The sequence below is a fragment of the Clostridium oryzae genome (assembly GCF_002029235.1).
In the GTDB taxonomy this organism is placed as follows: domain Bacteria; phylum Bacillota; class Clostridia; order Clostridiales; family Clostridiaceae; genus Clostridium_AE; species Clostridium_AE oryzae.
Genome location: NZ_MZGV01000009.1, coordinates 1 through 17,790, shown reverse-complemented (window position 1 = coordinate 17,790; position 17,790 = coordinate 1). Strand labels below are relative to the sequence as shown.

The window sequence follows — 17,790 nt, the reverse complement described above, 5'->3', positions numbered from 1 at the left end:
CAATTATGTTTATCAAATACATATATGACGGAACTTTTGAGGGTTTATTAACATGCATATATGAAGCCTATTATTCTAAATATAAACCTGAAAAAATAGAAGCCTCAAAAAGACATGTTCCTGATTTAATTCATCAAGAAATAACGATAGAAACATCTTTTGAGCACGCTGAAGTTGTATTATCTGCTATTGAAAGTAAAATCAGTAAAGCTGTTCTGGAAAAAATATATATTGCTTACCTCTCTGAAAGCAGCGATTGTGAAATAAATATATTAAACTACATAAGACTTGGATTTAAACTTGGAAGCAATCTTGAACTGCACATGCACAATAAATTTGTCATAGATGTAAATACCATCTATAGCAGAGTTCTTAAGGAAGCGCATCTGCTATTAGGCTTCATACGGTTTAAATCAATTAATGATCAGATATTGTATTCATCTATAGAACCAGATAATAACATTCTTACAATTATAGCTCCTCATTTTGCGGAACGATTTTCCAGTGAAAAATGGATAATTAATGACGTAAAAAGAAAACTGGCCGTTCTTTATGATGGTACTTCCAAATGGGTCCTTGCTCCATTCAGCACTGATACTTCGAAAAAGTTTATTGATTCACCTGATAGTGAATATGAGCACCTTTGGAGAAACTATTTTAAAACCATAGCTATAAAAGAACGTGAAAATCCAAAGCTTCAAAAAAGGCTTATGCCAAAGCGTTACTGGAAACATATATTTGAAACAAATAATGATTGACAAATAAAGCTGCTTTAGTTTTTAATACCTTATCTTGAACATAGACAAGCAAAGAATTAGGAATTCAGTATGATATTCTACTACTAAGAAATTCAACAATTAATTTAGAAGTACAATTAAAATTCAGCCCAGCTGAATTTTTTATTCATTTCTAATTCCTAATTCTTAATTTCTAATTATATTTGCATCTGATAAAGGTTGTTCAAGAACTCTTCCCTATCATCTTTATACTCTACTTTTTTCTTAAGTCTATCTATAAATGTATCCTCTTCCCACTCTTTACGCCTTGCATAATAGTCCTTTGATATACTGTAGAAATCTTCAGGGAAGCTTAAATATACCTTTAACATTTCAAACTCCCTTTTATCTAGCGTATTAATGCTGCAATAAGACTGTAAAATGTTTTTAAATCTTTCAATATCAAAAGCGAAGTTTTTAATTGCCTTGTTTACAAAGTTGCAAATATCATGTACCTTCAAATCTATGATAGCATAATCAAAATCTATAAAATAAGCTTCATTATTGTTAATTAATATATTGTGATGAGCCAAGTCATGGTGGCAGAAAGCTATCTTATCTTCTTCGCTGCACAGCTTATAATAAGGCACTCTATCGATTAGTAAGATACTTTCTTCAATCTGTTTAAGATATATATCAACATTCTCCAAAAATATCTTGTCAAACTCATTTTTTATTTCGTGCAAAAAGACAAACTTCTTGAAAAAAGTTAATTCTTCATATCGTCTCTTAAAATTTTCTTTAGCCTTGCCAAGCATATTTTTTTCAACATAACCATTTCTAAATCCTTCTGAAGCTTTGTGAAGCTTTGCTATTCCTTTAGCTGCTATATCTAAATCTAGCGGATTACTATATTCACATTCTCTTCCTTGAGCTAAATCCATTATACAGTACAGTTCTCCATTCCATATAGTGTATATATCTCCGGAAGATTTTTGTTCAAAACTTACTACGTTACTAAATTCTTTTCTAACGTATTCAAGCCCATCATATATAAATTTAAGGTTTTCTTTAGAGTATTCTACCCTTTTCAAAATTTTTTTACCTTTATTCGTAAAAAGTAAAAACACATTTCTCAGAGGTACTAAATCTACAACCCTTATTCCAAATTCCCTAAATAAATCTACATACAGATCATATCTAGATAATTCTTTTTTTTCACTATACTTTACACTGTCATTTATTTTAGACACCTCCTCACTCTATAAAACTTCTACTTATTTTTGTTCACTACTTTTAGCAATCTTTTACAGTATTCCTCATCGCTTAAATCTTTCCTATTGTTTCTATAATTATTGCAGCATTTCATAAAATCATACGGATACTCCAACAACGTTAAAATAAAATCAGTACTATTACGTCCTATTCCTTCTAATCTACAAAATTCCTCAGCAGCGTCCTTAAAATCAATCGAAACATTCTTTCTCTTTAACTTATTCAAAAAATAAATACAATCAAATTCCACCATATTATATCCGCACTTTTTTGTAGTACCCAAAGTTATTTTCCCATGATTAATATACAAGTTGCCAAAATAGGTATTTCCTGCACACATCTCCAAACTCTTCATACTTCTTTCTATTATTTCATAGTAACCATTATCATAGATCTTTTTTATGCATTCCTCAGCTTTATTTATATACTCTTCTGCTGTGGACAATACAATTTTCTGGAAATGGCTCTTGGCTTCTTCTTCATTAAATCTTTTTATATCCCTTGTAAGTTTTTTTATGTTTACCTTATATTGCTCAATTTTTCTTCCTGTAAGATTAGGAATTCTATTATCCATTATTCCTGAAAAACCCTTAGTCCTATCATGGAATTCTTTCATGATTCTAAACTGTTCATATATCTTCTGAGCATCTATCTTTGAGTTATTTAATCCTTTATTCGGTTCAATAGCTATATCACAGCTTTCTATATAATCGTTTATGTCTTTATAATATTGTTTGCGCAAAACGACCACTCCTCAATTACTTACTTACACTATACAACAAGTAAATATCTTGCTTTTACCTAGCTCTGGCATTAATTGATGTTACAGGATGTTAATACTGTTTGCACAATTAAAATTGTCTATAAAATCCTGTTTATAATCTGCATCCTCTATAATTCGCCGCAATTTTCTTAGGAAAAATTCCTCTCCCCACGGCTGTTTTTCCCAATAATATTGAATTCCAACCTGCCAAAAATCCTGCGGGAATTCCATAAATGCAGCTAATATAGGTATATCATTACTTTCTACTCTTTTTACTTCACTGTAACATCTCAAAATATATTCTGCATTTTTAATATCCCATTTTCCATTTTTCATTGTTCGTATGAGAATACTGGCTAAATCATGTAGGTGGCTATCTAGGATTACGTAATCAAAATCAATAACCCTGACCTCTCCATTTAAATCGAAAAGCACATTATGATTTGCAAAATCATGGTGACAAAATCCATGAAACCTAATTTCATCCATCATCTTAATGTAATAATCACTTTCAGAGAGATGTTCTATAGAAAGTTCACTTCTATAAAGTTCATCTTCTATATGTTTCATATACATTTCGTCAAAATCCGTTTTGTTAGGCTTTTGTTCAATTCTATTCTTAAAATCTAGTATTTCACTAGTTCTGGTTCTAAAGATGTCAATCCACCTGAACCATCCTATTCTTGGCATCATATTTTCTGTTAATATAAAGCCATTACTTTTTTTGTGAAGAAATGCTAAAGTATTTACTGCTTTCTTTATATCCGATGGGTTATCATAATTGCTTTTTCTGGCTTCTACCCAGGGATAAAGATATGCATACGCATTATCTATGCTTATATACTGTCTGCCATCAACAGTTCTTATAATAGGTAACACAGCTTTAAAATTGTTCTCAATAAGATAATTTATTGTCCCAATGATAAAAAGAAAATGAGCAAGTTCATACTTTATTATCTTCAGGCAATAATTTTTTTGTCCGTCACTCACCTTATAAATATTTTTTATCTTTTCTACAGAGGTTGCATTTATATTATAATTGTCTCTTACCACTTGGCTTACAAATGAATCTTCCATTGAAGCCTCCTCCTATTAAGGTTTCTTTTTTATTATATGAATTTATTTTCGGAAGGGATACACACCGCTGAAAAAATAAATTTTCAATTTAGCAAAGCTAAATTGAAAATTTTAATATGATCCTGACTCCAGAGAATAATGTGTCTATATTAAATGAATTTTCAACATTAGCAAAGCTAAATTGAAAATTTTAATACGATTCTGCCCCTAGCGAATAATGTCTCCATATTATAAACTTATTTTTCATACGCTATATATAAAGCATTAAAGTTCTTACATGCTGGTATTTAAAATATAACTTCTTAAAAGGTGCGACCCTAAAATACTTTAAATATCAGAATATATATAATTTTTGCTTTATATATTGATATAAAAATATGAAGTGAGAATAGTAATTCATTAAAATTAGCACTAACTATATTATTTAGTGACATTATTAGCTAAGGTTGGGATTGTATTAAATTTCTGAATTTAGCAAAGCTAAATTCAGAAATTATTTTTTTCAGCGGAGTGTATCATTTCCACATTTCTTTTATATATTACTAACATAGGAATTTATTGAGTATTTATCGGGGAGAGGGTTAAATGAGGATTGCCATGGATGCCAGAGGAATTAACTGGTATAGAGGTAGCGGAATAGGTACCTATACCGACAGTCTTCTATGTACACTATTAAACATAGATAAAGAAAATTATTATCATATCTACTGGTCTGGCGATGACTATGACAGAGTTACAAATGATAATTCCAGAATTATAATGACCTCTAGAAAACATCACAGGTTCTTTCAACAAAGTTATATCCCAGGGAATCTAGCTAAAGAAAATATAGATATTTATCATGTACCACAGAATGGTATTGGATTGTGTTCTGCAGTAAACTGCCGAAAGGTTATTACTATTCATGATCTCATTCCATACATTATGCCTGAAACGGTAGGAAGAGGTTATTTGCTTAAATTTTTAAAAGAAGTCCCCAATATATTGGAAATTTCTGATGGAGTGATAACTGTGTCAGAGTGGTCAAAAAGAGATATATTGAAATTTTTCCCAGTAGATGAAAACAAAATCTTTGTTACCCCTTTAGCCGCAGATATAAGATACAAGCCCTTAGATAAAAACTGGGCTAGGTATATGGTAGCAAAGAGATTAAATATTAAACTCCCTTTTTTGCTGTATGTAGGAGGATTCTCGCCAAGAAAAAACGTTAAATCGTTAATTATGGCATTTTCTAACATTATAAATTCATTAAGCAAAGAATTTGTGCTTGTCATAGCTGGTTCTCTTAAAGATGACGGAAATATGTTGAAAGAACTTTGCGATAGATTGAAAATATCCTCTAATGTCTTTTTCACTGGCTTTGTAGAAGAAGATTTTATGCCAATTTTATATAGCGCTGCTGAAGTTTTTGTATATCCATCCTTATATGAAGGTTTCGGACTTCCCCCATTAGAAGCTATGAGCTGTGGTACTCCCGTTATAACTTCTAATGTATCATCCATTCCTGAAATTGTGGGTGATGCCGGTATTCTTATAGATCCATACGATACTTCAAACCTTGTTAATGCACTAGGTACTCTATTAGAAAATGAACCTCTTAAACTTGAACTTATAGATAAAGGGCTTAACAGAGCCAAGTTGTTTTCCTGGGAAAAAACAGCTGAAAAAACCCTTGAAGTATATAAAAAAATCATAGAAATTGACAAATTAGAAATCAAAAAAATTGGCTAATCCGATCTTTTTGAGAAAAAAGAAATAAGAGAAAAGAGTAAAATGATGGGTGAAATTTCGTCATACGAAATTTCGTAACTCAGCATAGTTGAATTACTACCTTCTCTTTACTCTTTTCTCTTTACTCTTTATTTATTCATTAAATCATTAACTTGCTTTTCTATCATTTCGCTGTCACTGATTTTTTTATTATCATTATCTATTACCCTTTGGGCTAAAGAAGAAATCTGTCTCATGATTTTACTATAATCGGAACCAAATATAACCGGTTTCTCCTCCTCAGCAACTTCTGACATAAATCTAAACAATTTCTTGTTATTAAACCTCTTTAATCCAGCATTAAAATATGAATATATATATACATCTGATGAACTAGTTATATATCCCTTTTGAGAAACGATTTCTCTGTTAATTTCTCTATCTCCCATAACATATTGAATAAACTTACCAGCGATATCATTATCAGGACTGTTAGTCCGCATAAATGCCTTTCCATATCCACAGGCACTATTTTTCCCACCAGGTTCAAAAGCCGGCAGCCTTTCAATCTGCCAATTATGATTTTTATACTTCGAATCACTATTTATAGCAGCTATAATAGATTCATCTGCTATCATAGCTGCAGCTCTACCCTTCATTAATTTATCAATTGCTTGTTTTTGATCTCCGCTTTTATCAACTATACCTCTTTGATATAACAGTTTTTGCTGCGCTAATATCCTATATAATTTGTCTTCATCAATATCAATTTCATTCTCATCATTATATACATTTAAATCCTGTTCCCTTAACATCACAGATAATAGATTATTATTTCTTCCGTCGCTATATTCTGCAAACATTTTTATGCCATGCCCATTTAATTTTTTCCCATATTCTGCAAGGTCATCCCAAGTCTTAATATTAAATGGATCAATATTATATTTTTTAAGTAAATCAGCATTATACAACATCACTTTAGGATCTGTATTCCAGGGTACAGCATAATTTTCACCATCAACAGATGTCTCTTTTAATTTCCACCGTAATATATCCGTGTGCGGAGCCGTAATATTCTTAAATATCTCAGGTATCTCATTAACTAAATAAGAAACTTGTTCTGTATTTACCTCAACTACATGCGGAAGATTTTTAGTATCTCCTGAATCTCTTAATTTTTGAAGTTTTTCTTCAATCTTAGTTTCATTTACTGGTAAAATATCTATTTTTACACCATGATTCTTATCTTCAAAACTTCTTGCTATACTGCTTAAGATAGCTTCATCATATTTATTGCACCAAAGTACTAGCTCACCTTTTAAAGGTTTAGGCTTTACTATTTTTTCAGTAATAGTAGAAGTACTCTTGTTACATGCCTCTACAAATAATAATGCTATAATAAAAACAGATACAGCAATAAACTTATATTTTCGTATAGTATTTCTCATGTTAATCATAATCCCACTTTCGTGTAACATTTATATACATTATAAACCATTGGTATTATACTGTAAACTCATTCATTAGAAGCTTACTAAGCATCTATTGTAACATTTTTATTATCTACTACCGTTGCTAGCTTAACATTTCTACCCCACAATTGCTTAATATAACTTAGAGTAGCTCTGGCATAATCCATCTGTAATTCTCTGCCATCATATACATGTTCCAGCAACAGACAATTATCTTTTTTATCTAGATTCTTAACACGTATAGTTGGAATAGATGACATGCCGCAGCTATTGCTCAAATTATTTCTTATTTCTTTCCAGCCAGTATCATCAGATATATCTGTTACAAAGTATTCATTACCTTTTTTTTCATATTGAAATAAATTAGCCTCTTCGCAAAGGTCTTTTGTTAAATATCTTCTAATAAAGGAAGAATCTCTTTCTAAAGCTCTGACTTCAAATAATTTTTCCCTTCCATATCTTTTTTCTATATCTTTGAACATCATAAAACCTAAGAAATATGGATTTATACTGCCAATATGAGGGCGTATTACGTCATTATGCCTTTTAATAAATTCAAAATGCATTCCCTGCTCCAAATTTAATGCATTAAGAATTGTATAGTGCCAATAACTAGCCCATCCTTCATTCATTATCTTTGTTTCAATTTGCGGTATAAAGTACATAGATTCATTTCTTACTATTTGAAGTATATTTTTTTCCCATTCTTCGAGTTTGCCATATTTTATAATAAAATATATAATATCTTCTTCGGGTTCTATAGGAATAGGAAATTCTTCAGGAAGTTCTTCCTCAATCTTGTCATCAAATATATCCCTTTCAGAAACCTTTCTATTGTAACTGTCTACTATATCTTTTTTGATTTGTTCTTCACTAATTCTCTTTTCCCCAGGAACTCTTGAAACTTGAAATCGTATTGCATGCGCAGCGTCAAGAATTTTCTCTACCTTCTCATACCCAATACTAGGATCATTAATATAGCTCCTTATTGTGTCAGCGTTCCTCTTTAACATCTCCACTGTAAGTCTTGCATCAGTTCCCTTAATAAACATTCTATTATTCTTAAAAAAATCATTGTGTCCATATACATGGGCAATTGTAAGTATTTGCAGCACTATAGTGTTTTCATTCATTAAATAGGCAATGCAGGGATCTGAATTGATGACCATCTCATATGGTAATCCTGTGAGATTATAGCTATAGAGCATCTTGTTTCTTTCATAAGCTTTGCCATAGCTCCAATGCGGATATCTAGATGGCATACCGCTATAAGCTTCATACCCTAGCATATCCTTATAATCTATTATTTCAAATTCCTGAGGATAATAGTCAAGACCAAAACCCGTAGCTATTTTTTCAATTTTCTCGTTCCACTTTTCAAGTTCTTCAATTGAATAGTCCATTGTTACTATCTCCCTCTCTCATTTCTTTGCCTAATATAACCTTAAAAGCATTCCATAATTCAGTTTTGTCTTTAATAGCTACAGATACAAAGTTTTTATAACTTAACTCTTTATTCATAATACTCATCATACTTCCGCTATAGGCTGATGGTAAGAGTTCTATATATCCAAATAAATTACATATATCACATAGTTTTCTTGAAGCCTCTATAGTTCTATCATTGTCGTCACTCCAGTTATCCCCATCGGTAGCGCAGAATGTATATACGTTCCATATATCCGGTGAATAATCCCTCGTAATAACTTCTAACGCCTTATTTAACCCGCTCGATATATATGTTCCTCCTGATTCTGTTCTATGAAAAAATTCATATTCATTTACCTCATTAGCTACAGTTGTGTGAGCAATAAAAGCTACTTTTACATTATTATATTTCTTTCTAATAAATTTTGATAATATATAAAAATAAGATCTAGCTAGATATTTTTTTGTATTATCCATTGATCCAGATACATCCATAACGAGAATTATTGCTGCATTACTTTCCCTCTTTATTTTAGGTTTTATTTTGTAATACTTTAAATCCTCCTGCCTGAACGCAACACGCTCTATATTGTCATCTCTATGCTCTTCCCTAAGCGCTCTCTTTAATGATTGTTTTCTGGCAATTTTAGACATAACTGTTCTCTTTTTAGCTAATCTTGGATTGATACCAAACTTTTGATATCCCCTTCTTCTATTGGAGTTTTCGCACAGTATTTCTGAATATTTTTTCTTTTGAATATACGGCAGTTCTAGATCATCCATAATATAATCCATTAATTCTTCCAAAGTTATCTCTGTTTCATATATTTCCTCTCCTGCTTCGTTTCCTGCTCCTCCAAATCCTTTTGCATTTTCATCCCCATCTTCTCCTATCTTTTGTCCCCTTTTCTCCTCGCCAGTACCGCTTCCATTACCCTTTACATTCTTGCCATATATAAATTGATACTCTTTAATACTTCTTATGGGTATCTTAAATTTTTTATTATTACTCTCACCAACAATGCTTTCCTCTGATAATATTTCACCTATATTTTCTTTTATAGATTTTTCCACCAACTGTCTATGTCTTCTTCTATCCTCAACAGATCTGTCATGATCCACAGGGGTAGCAGTTATATCTCTGAATATAGCCATTTTATCAATCCTTCCATAGATTGTTGGCAGCATATTTTAACATAACATCACAGCAATGCATACAATAACCGTTCTTTTTCATTTCTTCAACCATAGAATTATATTTTTCATCCTGCTCCTTATCCCTTACTCTGGATTTTGTTATAATTCTAGATATATCCCTTACAGATGTAGTAAGTTTCTTTTCTATAGCCTCTTTCAACGGTTCATAGGATGAATACTCTACCTTCCCGCCATTTCTCATAACATAGAACATATATGATGTTACATCAGATCTGAAACCTTTGGCAGAACTCTCAGATATGCCAATATGCTCTTCTATAGATCTCATAAACTTCTCATCTGGATTAAGTTCCTCTCCAGTAGACTTATCCTTTAACTTAGTCTTATTAACATAGGCTTCTGCGTTATCTATATAATTATTAAATAGGCTGTCTGCCTGTTCTCTAAAGGAATGAATAAATGCCATAGTGATTTCTTTCTCAAGCTCTTTGTTAAACTCTTTCCTTATTGAATCCTGAACCATCTGCAAATACTTCTTTTTTTCTTCCTCAGCGGTATCTAGCTCCTTTATAGATTTAATGATACTTTCCATTATACTTAACGGATTTATACAGTTATACTCGGAATTAGATAGAGCATTGTCTATTGCCTTTATTATAAATCTCGTGGATATACCCTTCATACCTTCCATAGGTCCTGCTTCCTCTTTAAGCTCAGATATGTCGACTCTCCTTGTAGTTCCCTTTTCTACTATGTCTTCACCATTATATATCTTAAGTTTTGTCATTAAATCTACTTTTGCTGATGGTTTTAGTCTAGTCATAATAGCAAATCTTGCTGCAGTCTCAATAGTATGAGGTGCAATATGAGCTCTGAATTGACTCTTATTTAATATCTTTTCATATATCTTTATTTCCTCACTTAACTCCAAGCAATATGGTACTTCAATCTTAACGATTCTATCTAGTATTGCCTCATTTGTGTGGTCAGATTTAAACTTATTCCATTCAGCTTCATTTGAGTGAGCAAGTATTACTCCATCAAAATATATCATTGCTCCCTTTCCTGGTGAAGGTACTGACTTTTCTTGAGTTGCAGTTATTATAGTGTGAAGATACTCAACATCATTTTTAAATATTTCTATGAACTCTACCATCCCTCTATTTCCAACATTAAATGCACCATTTAATGAGAAGATTCTTGGATCATCCTCTGAATATAAATCCATCTTGGAGATATCGATGGACCCAGTTAATATAGAAGTATCCTGATTGTTAGGATCTACTGGAGGCACTACACCTATACCCTTTCTGGATCTTATTGAAAAATTCGTTGTTTCAACAGGAAAATTCTCATATTCACCGTTATAATCATGTATTAATCTATATCTGCATATTGGGCATAAATCCCCTTCTATCCTTACACCGAGTAATTTCTCAAATTCGCCTCTCATGTGTTTGGGAATAAGATGCAAAGGTTCCTCATGCATAGGGCATCCTTTTAACGAATAAACTGGTAGTGATGCTTCTAGTGCTCTTTTTAATGCTTCCACGATTGAAGACTTTCCTGCTCCTACTGGTCCTACCAAGTATAGTACTTGCCTTGCTTCTTCACCATTCATAGACGCTGAGTAAAAGTAATTTACAAGCTTCATAAGTACTTTCTCAACACCGAAAAACTCGTTTTTAAAAAAATTATAACTTTTTATAACTTCATTGCCAAAAATTTTTTTCAAACGAGGGTTATCCTCTGGCTTGAGTGTTTCAAATCCATGAGACATTATTATGTCATAAATTCTCTTATGAGCTAATTTCGCTATATCAGGATTTTCTTTAACCAATTCCAAGTATTGTAAAAATGTTCCTTGAAAATTATCTTTTATTCGTCTGTTTCTGTCGCTCTTAATAAATTCCTTAAAGTCCATAAACCCTCTTTGCCTCCTTATTTGCATGCGAAATATTATTATCTTTCTTGTTATCAATATATTCATTTAACCAACCCATATATTACAATTATAAAAAAAGATATTACATTGCAGATCTGCTTTGTAATATCTCTTCAAAATTATTTATTTATGCTGAACGTATTTACAGAATGTGCCTTAATTATAGTTGAGAAGGTAATATCATTATATCTAAATGTAAACTCTCGATCATTATCCATAGCATTTCCAACTGTAACAATAATTTCTCCATCTGGGTTCTGAAAAACTAAAGAATTCGAGGTCCAGTGTCCTTTTGTTGCTATCCTCTTTGCTCCAGGCTTCACAAAATGTGAAAAATGCTTCATTACATAAAATTCAGGTTCATATGTTACTTCTTTAGTCTCTGGATCTATAGTTATCATAGAATTTTGTTCCCATCCCCAGGTGCTAACTCCTCCTTTTGGAAGAACCATATTCCAATAAGAATAGCTTTCTACGTTGTGTATAAAGTAATGCCAAAAGAGTCCATAAACATATTCTGCGTGTTCCCAATTGTTTTGACCATCTCCGCACTCATTTTCTGTCTGCATAATTCTCATTTCCGGATAACTTAACTCCACCTGTTCGATTATGTGTTTTCCTCCCCATTGAATTCCAAGTCCGCTTATATACTTTCTTGCATCTTTATCTGATAATACAGTATTTACACATTGATCATAGAACTGAGAAAATGGAGCACTTCCTGGAATTCTAAAATCAATAAATGGTCCATTAATAGTACCAAGCCATATTTCAGTATCTATTCCTTTTTGCTTAAATATTGGTCCTAAATAATTCTTTATAAACTCTCTCATCTCTTTTCCAGTCCACATACAAGACGGAAATTTCTGATCAGCATGCGGCTCATTTTGTATATGAACCTTATCTATATTTATTCCAAGCCTTTTACTCTCTTCTACATATTTAGCAAAGTAATTCGCATAAGCTGTTAAAACTTTATCTTCAAAACGCAGTGTACCGAAATTATACGCCCTTTTTGTCTTCATCCATGTTGGCGGACTCCAAGGTGAAGCAAAAAACGCCATATTAGGCTTACGTTTTAATGCTTCCTTTACATATGGAAATAAATATTCCTCATCTCTTTTTAGAGAGAAATCTTTCAACGCATAGTCCTCTGGGGTTTCATCATAGCTATGCCACTCCAATGCATAATCACTAGCACCAATTGGAAGACGTCCTATATTAAAATTACACCCTTCCTCTGTAAACAGATCATCCAATATATCCTTTCTCTTTTTTGCATCTATTTGTTTTAATATATCCCAGCTCATCTCATTAAAGCATCCGCCAAACCCTTTAACTGTCTGCTTTACACTTTCTGTAACCTCTAATGTATCTTCATATACATTCTGTTTTAAGTTTCCCTCTATCCAATATTCTTTATCTCTGCTATATATGTGTTTTATATTTGTCATTTAATTTACCTCCTTAAGTACTTTTTTGATTTTATCTTTTAAATCAAAGCAAAACTGCTGATATCATTTACATTCTCTATTCTATCAGACAAATTCGTCATATTTAAGTACATTTACTGACCTAAATATAGTATCTTTTTTGACTTTTTTATTTGTATTGATTATTGAATTATAGTATTATCTAATTACTAATTATAAATTGAGTTAAAGGGAGAAATCACTATATTATGGACTATAAACATGAATTGATTAAAACTAATACAGATATCGGTGTCATGTTTTCACACAATGATTCACCAGTCTCAAATGTTGTATCAAATCATTGGCACAATCATCTTGAGATAATCTACTTATTAGATGGTGAACTTGAGGTAAATATAAACAAATACAAATATCTGCTCAAAAAAGACGATCTGATAGTTATAAATCCTAAAGATATTCATTCTACAATCAACAGATATGGCAACAGCGCTCTGCTGTTACAAATTCCGTGCGAATTTCTAAAAAAAAGTTATACAGATACAGAAGAGGATATACGCTTTGAATGTAATCCATATGTAAAAGAAAAGCATCAATCTCAAAAAAATATAAAAACACTATTAAATTCTCTTTTCGATATATACAACAAAAAAACTTTAGGATATAAACTAAAGATAACCTCTATAATTTACGATTTACTGTTTATTCTTGTGAATCAATTCAGCATAGAACTTCCTAAATATAAACTTAAAAAGACTGAACGCTATTTGAATAGATTAGAATCCGTGATTGATTATATAAAGAAAAATTATACTCAATGTATATCTCTAGAAGATGTATCAAAGCACATCGGTCTAAACTCTGATTATTTTTCTAGATTTTTTAAAAAGTACATGGGAATAACTTTCCTTAAATATCTAAATAGTGTACGATTGGAACACTTTTATTCTGACCTTGTTAATACTGATAGTAATATTTCTGATTTAATAATCAAAAATGGCTTTGTAAATTACAAATTGTTTATGAAGACCTTCAAAAGCACCTATGGTTGTACACCAAGAGAACTTAGAACCCGCTTAACAAACCCAAAGTAGACTATAATTAATTAGTAAAGTGGAGCACATCAAAGTTTAGTCTTAGAATAAATTAAGAAAAGCTGACTGTTTAATTATAATTAAAACAATCAGCTTCTCTTTTATCTGTCTAATCTGCCTATAATCGAATCTATCTTTTTGTAAACTTCATCTTTAGTATTTACACCTTCAAGTACAGCAAGCACGTTTTTCACACTGTATAACTTACAGTCTTCTATATCTAAATTACTAGTCTTATATAAAAATTCCTCTTCAGCATATTCTCTCTGCTGCTTATTCTTATATATATAAAACTCTAATTGATAATTGGGGGTCTGTTTAATGGAATATTGTTTCCCATATTGGTGATTTATGATTAGAGTATTGACAGAGTCTTTAATAATGTCGATTCCATTCTCTCTAAAATAACCTTCTACGTCTTCCATTGTATATACATTTCTCTGAGTATTTGGAAAAACATTCTCCTCATATATAAATACTAATGTCAGTCCAAATACTAGAACGATTAATACACTGTACAACAGCATATGTTTTCTCAAAATTATCACGTTCCTTAAATAATAGTGAGTATCCATATAAATGAAACTTATATATATTGTTCCACTCTAATTGTACATTATTCATTAATTGACAAATATAAAACAAAAGTTCTATATTTAGATTTCACAAGTGCCTTCGCCTATACCACTCATATAGAACGATGGCTCGTATCCTGTAACCTTAGTGTACTCTTTAGCTACCTGTTTTTCAAAAGTTTCTACAGAAGCCTTTTTAACAAGAGCTATAGCACAGCCTCCAAAGCCTGCTCCAGTCATTCTTGCACCAATGCATCCTTCTGCATTAAGTGCAGCTGCAACTATGGCATCTAATTCCTTGCCTGTAACTTCATAAAGATCTCTAAGAGAATTATGAGAACCCGTTAGCAGCTGTCCAAACTTTTCAAGCTGACCTTTGTTTAAACATTCATATGCTTGCTTTACTCTCTCGTTTTCGTATACAGCATGCTCTACTCTCTTTCTTACATTCTCCTTGTCAAGCACACCCTTAACCTTATCAAATTCTTCAGGAGTTAACTCGCACAGCTCTTTTATCTTTCTTACACTGTTTATTTTTTCGATAGCCTCATCACATTCACTACGTCTCTCATTATATTTTGATTCGTTTAATGCTCTTCTCTTATTTGTATTCATTATTACAAGACAATAATCGTCAAGCTTTACATCTGCATAGCTGTATTCTAGTGTTCCACAGTTAAGAAGTATAGCCTTTTCTTCCTTACCCATACCTATTGCGAATTGATCCATTATTCCGCAGTTAACTCCAACGAATTCATTTTCAGCTTGTTGTCCAATCTTAACCAACTCAACTCTATCTATTTTTCCTTCATTAAATAGCTCATTTACAATAACCCCTGTAAGAAGTTCCAGAGAAGCTGAAGAAGAAAGTCCTGCCCCATTTGGTATGTTACCGCTTATCAGTATATCCATGCCACCAACATTATAGCCTTTATCTTTTATTATCTTTATAACTCCTTTGGGATAATTAGCCCAATCATCTTCCTCTTTAAACTCTATACTATTAACATCTGCACTGACTTTAAGCTCAAAATCTGTAGTAGCTAAATTAATCTTATTATCTTTTCTCTGTCTAACACATCCAAATGTACCAAAGTCTAATGCGCATGGAAAAACATAACCTCCGTTGTAATCTATATGTTCTCCTATAAGATTGATTCTTCCAGGTGAATGAAATTTTCTAACTTCACCTTCTCCATAAAGTTTTACAAATTCTTTTTCTAATTCTTTAATTTTCACTGTATTTTCCTCCTATAATATAATAAATCCATTTGATTCCATAAATCTATAAAAACCATTTCTTCCTTCAGCATCATTTTTATAAACTCCTGCATCTAAAAGAACCTTCAAGAATATGTTTCCAACCTCGTTCTTTAATATAGCTTGTGCTTGCTCCTCAGTGCTAGTATTTCCATATTGGTCCACCATATCGGCAATCCATTTTTTATGCTTGAATAACTCTGATGTTTCATCTATATCCTTTGCATCTTTTTGTCCCTTCAAGTATGGATGTATGTCAGAGAGTTCCTTTTCCAATCTAGCTGGTAAAACTGCAAGTCCCATTACTTCTATAAGTCCTATGTTTTCTTTCTTTATGTGATGAAGTTCTTTATGAGGATGGAAAATTCCATCAGGATATTGTTCAGTGGTTCTATTATTTCTAAGTACAAGATCTACTTCATATTCACCAAGTTTATTCACTCTTGCAATAGGTGTTATTGTATTGTGAGGTACCTGTTTAGCGTCCTTTTCACTAAAAGCCAGTATATCTACTTCTTTATCACTATATTTTCTCCAGCTTGAAAGTATTTCACAACATAAGTTTACTAACTCCTCTTTATCCTTAGAGGCCAATCTTATAACAGAAAGAGGCCATTTTACTATTGAAGCTTTAACATTTCTATATTTAGGATGCTTAAACTCCTTCTGAGCTGCAGCAACTTCCATAGGAAAAACATGATGTCCACCTTGAAAATGATCATGAGTTAATATGGATCCTCCAACTATTGGCAAATCTGCATTAGAACCTACAAAATAATGAGGAAATTTTTCTACAAAACCAAGCAATCTTCTAAACGTCTCATTGGTTATAGCCATAGGAACATGTTCACCTCTGAACACTATACAATGCTCATTATAGTAAACGTAAGGTGAATACTGTAAATACCATTGTTCCTTCAAAAGCTCAACTGGAATGATTCTATGATTTTGTCTTGCAGGATGAGCCACATGACCAGCATACCCAACATTCTCTTTGCAAAGAAGGCATTTAGGATAGCTGAATTGAGTCATGAGCTTAGCTGCTGCAATAGCTTTAGGATCCTTTTCCGGTTTTGAAAGGTTAACTGTTATTTCCAGCGAGCCATACTCCGTATCCGTTGTCCAGTAAAGATTTTTCTTTATTCTGTCCATTCTTATATAATTTGAAGCCTTTGACATAGCATAAAAATCGTCAGTAGCCTTAACTGCGCCATATTTTTTATAAGTATCATAAAAATCTTTAATCACTTCTGATTGTCTTGGCATCAACAAACCCATAATTTTAGCATCTAATAAATCTCTGTAGGTAGTGCTATTATGTTCTATAATTCCGTTTTCTGCTGCATAATCTAATATATTTTCAAGCACCTCCGTCGGATACTCAAGCTCTTCCTTCTCTATAGTGCCAGCATACGGTTCAGATACCTTAAGTAAATCTAACAGCGAATTTCTTACACATATTACATCCAGCTCATCTATCAATTTATTTTGCAGAGCAAATTGTAAAAGTCTTTCTATTTCCTTTGAAACATTTATATCTTTCATTTTCTACCTCCTATTAGAACATAATTTTCATTGCAAATAAGTACATATAAGTAGTGTGCTTAGGCTTTCATATATACAAAGCTAGCAGCTTCTGCCATATCACTATGTAAAATTTAGAAAACCTTTTCTATGTTACTATAAAAAAATGCGCTACAAACGCTTCTCCATAAAATAATTATATTCCTAAGCATAGAAATTTACAATACCTTTTATAAAAAAATCCCCTACCGGGGACTATGAGTTTTAGAATGGAAAAGGTTCGTTCTCATCAACTAAATACGAACCTTCTTCTACTTTCTTTTCTCCTGAATAATAAAAATCTGCATCACAATTAGGGCA

The 17,790-nt window shown here is 31.8% G+C and carries 14 protein-coding genes; 3 read left to right on the top strand and 11 right to left on the bottom strand.

Annotated features, from left to right (window positions below; all coding sequences use genetic code 11):
• Nucleotides 1-5 precede the first annotated feature (5 nt).
• Entirely contained in the window at nucleotides 6-758 is a 753-nt protein-coding gene (locus CLORY_RS05845; protein ID WP_079422580.1) for a TIGR03915 family putative DNA repair protein, read from the top strand.
• Nucleotides 759-934: 176 nt separating this feature from the next.
• On the opposite strand, the gene CLORY_RS05840 is transcribed toward CLORY_RS05845, so the two are convergent.
• The 3 genes from CLORY_RS05840 to CLORY_RS05830 all read right to left on the bottom strand — a co-directional run bounded on the left by CLORY_RS05840 (nucleotide 935) and on the right by CLORY_RS05830 (nucleotide 3,831).
• Nucleotides 935-1,969: a CotS family spore coat protein gene (locus tag CLORY_RS05840; protein WP_242954351.1), complete on the bottom strand. Its 1,035-nt coding sequence runs from the start codon at nucleotides 1,967-1,969 to the stop codon at nucleotides 935-937.
• A 20-nt stretch (nucleotides 1,970-1,989) separates the two neighbouring features.
• Nucleotides 1,990-2,733 (bottom strand): protein kinase family protein, encoded by a 744-nt coding sequence (locus CLORY_RS05835; RefSeq protein ID WP_079422579.1) that lies wholly within the window; start codon nucleotides 2,731-2,733, stop codon nucleotides 1,990-1,992.
• Between the two features lie 81 nt (nucleotides 2,734-2,814).
• Nucleotides 2,815-3,831, bottom strand: coding sequence for a CotS family spore coat protein (locus CLORY_RS05830; protein ID WP_079422578.1), 1,017 nt, complete (start codon nucleotides 3,829-3,831; stop codon nucleotides 2,815-2,817).
• Between the two features lie 585 nt (nucleotides 3,832-4,416).
• Between CLORY_RS05830 and CLORY_RS05825 the strand changes: the two genes are divergently transcribed.
• Nucleotides 4,417-5,562 carry a glycosyltransferase family 4 protein gene (locus CLORY_RS05825; RefSeq protein WP_079422577.1) on the top strand — a complete coding sequence of 382 codons (1,146 nt, stop codon included), beginning with the start codon at nucleotides 4,417-4,419 and terminating at the stop codon, nucleotides 5,560-5,562.
• 128 nt (nucleotides 5,563-5,690) lie between these two features.
• Here CLORY_RS05825 and CLORY_RS05820 read toward each other — a convergent pair whose 3' ends face one another.
• From CLORY_RS05820 to CLORY_RS05800, 5 genes are all read right to left on the bottom strand, one after another.
• Nucleotides 5,691-6,989, bottom strand: coding sequence for an ABC transporter substrate-binding protein (locus CLORY_RS05820; RefSeq protein WP_169911544.1), 1,299 nt, complete (start codon nucleotides 6,987-6,989; stop codon nucleotides 5,691-5,693).
• Nucleotides 6,990-7,075: 86 nt separating this feature from the next.
• Nucleotides 7,076-8,416 (bottom strand): SpoVR family protein, encoded by a 1,341-nt coding sequence (locus CLORY_RS05815; RefSeq protein ID WP_079422575.1) that lies wholly within the window; start codon nucleotides 8,414-8,416, stop codon nucleotides 7,076-7,078.
• Complete coding sequence (locus CLORY_RS05810) at nucleotides 8,400-9,596, bottom strand: YeaH/YhbH family protein (protein WP_079422574.1); 1,197 nt, start codon at nucleotides 9,594-9,596, stop codon at nucleotides 8,400-8,402. Before CLORY_RS05810 ends, CLORY_RS05815 begins: the two co-directional genes overlap by 17 nt.
• Nucleotides 9,597-9,600: 4 nt before the next feature.
• Complete coding sequence (locus tag CLORY_RS05805; protein ID WP_079422573.1) at nucleotides 9,601-11,523, bottom strand: PrkA family serine protein kinase; 1,923 nt, start codon at nucleotides 11,521-11,523, stop codon at nucleotides 9,601-9,603.
• Nucleotides 11,524-11,663: 140 nt separating this feature from the next.
• Entirely contained in the window at nucleotides 11,664-12,998 is a 1,335-nt protein-coding gene (locus CLORY_RS05800; protein WP_079422572.1) for a glycoside hydrolase family 30 protein, read from the bottom strand.
• A gap of 227 nt (nucleotides 12,999-13,225) precedes the next feature.
• On the opposite strand from CLORY_RS05800, the gene CLORY_RS05795 reads away from it, so the two are divergent.
• Entirely contained in the window at nucleotides 13,226-14,071 is an 846-nt protein-coding gene (locus CLORY_RS05795) for an AraC family transcriptional regulator (protein WP_079422571.1), read from the top strand.
• Between the two features lie 101 nt (nucleotides 14,072-14,172).
• On the opposite strand, the gene CLORY_RS05790 is transcribed toward CLORY_RS05795, so the two are convergent.
• The 3 genes from CLORY_RS05790 to galT all read right to left on the bottom strand — a co-directional run bounded on the left by CLORY_RS05790 (nucleotide 14,173) and on the right by galT (nucleotide 17,451).
• Nucleotides 14,173-14,598 (bottom strand): hypothetical protein, encoded by a 426-nt coding sequence (locus CLORY_RS05790; protein ID WP_169911543.1) that lies wholly within the window; start codon nucleotides 14,596-14,598, stop codon nucleotides 14,173-14,175.
• A gap of 129 nt (nucleotides 14,599-14,727) precedes the next feature.
• Nucleotides 14,728-15,885, bottom strand: coding sequence for a galactokinase (locus CLORY_RS05785; RefSeq protein ID WP_079422569.1), 1,158 nt, complete (start codon nucleotides 15,883-15,885; stop codon nucleotides 14,728-14,730).
• Nucleotides 15,886-15,897: 12 nt separating this feature from the next.
• A complete protein-coding gene (gene galT, locus CLORY_RS05780; RefSeq protein WP_079422568.1) occupies nucleotides 15,898-17,451 on the bottom strand; it encodes a UDP-glucose--hexose-1-phosphate uridylyltransferase in 1,554 nt (517 codons plus the stop codon).
• Nucleotides 17,452-17,790 lie beyond the last annotated feature (339 nt).